Origin of the sequence: Mesorhizobium sp. M7A.T.Ca.US.000.02.2.1 (assembly GCF_003996995.1) — a bacterium.
Classification (GTDB): domain Bacteria; phylum Pseudomonadota; class Alphaproteobacteria; order Rhizobiales; family Rhizobiaceae; genus Mesorhizobium.
This window is the reverse complement of the sequence record NZ_RZTT01000821.1, coordinates 1-856: the sequence shown is the minus strand read 5'-3', so window position 1 is coordinate 856 and position 856 is coordinate 1. Positions and strand designations below refer to the sequence as shown.

The window sequence follows — 856 nt, the reverse complement described above, 5'->3', positions numbered from 1 at the left end:
CCCTTGTTCGTAGGTGCCACCCGACCGGCGACGGTCGGGGGCATCACCTATGAGGCGATCGTCTTCATCGCGATGGCGGTGGGCATGGGATACGTCATTACGTCGAATTTCCTGTGGCTGCTCGCCTACGCGCCTCTCCACGGCATCGCCTACGGCATCTGCAAGAAGGACCCCCGGGCCTTCCGTCTCTTGTTCCTGATGATTTCGAGCAAGGGCCGCTGCCTGAACCGCGCGATTTGGGGATGCGCCTCCTATTCACCGCTCGAATTCAGGAAGAGAAAAGGATGAATCGCACGCAAGCGGCAACCAATCGGGAAGTGCCGGTTTCGCGCACGATCCCCTACAGCTCGCACATTGCCGAGCATGTGGTGAGTACCGTGGGCGGCGACCTGGTGACCGTGTTCAAGGTCAGCGGGATCGCGCATGAGAGCGCCGACGTGGAGGACATTGACAGCTGGCACAACCGGCTCAATGGCCTCCTGAAAACGATCCAGTCGCCGAACGTGACGCTCTACACGCACACCGTGCGGCAGGAGCGTGGCGAGTATCCCAAGGGGGAATACGAGCCCGGTTCGTTCGCCGCTGAGGTCGATGAGGTCTATCGCGCCCGCGTGATGAAGGACCGGATGATGGTCAACGACCTGTATCTCACGGTCGTTTTCTCGCCGGACAGCCACTCGGTCAAGAAGCTGATCGCGCGCATTTTCGACCGTCTGGACCCGGCCGAGGCGCGGGCCAAGATCCAGGACGCTCAGGAAGCGCTGGAGGACGTGGCGCGGCAGGTGATGGCCGGCCTGAGCGATTGGGGTCCGGCGCGGCTTGGCTGGTATGAGCATGAAGGCGTCATGTTCTCAGA

At 62.0% G+C, this 856-nt stretch carries 1 protein-coding gene and 1 pseudogene; both read left to right on the top strand.

The features are described from left to right. The coding region (locus EOD15_RS34905; RefSeq protein WP_127409349.1) for a type IV secretion system protein VirB3 at window positions 1–288 on the top strand (288 nt) is incomplete at its 5' end. Beyond that, window positions 285–856: pseudogene (locus EOD15_RS34900) on the top strand (hypothetical protein); the annotation flags it as partial. The gene EOD15_RS34905 and the pseudogene EOD15_RS34900, both read left to right, overlap by 4 nt.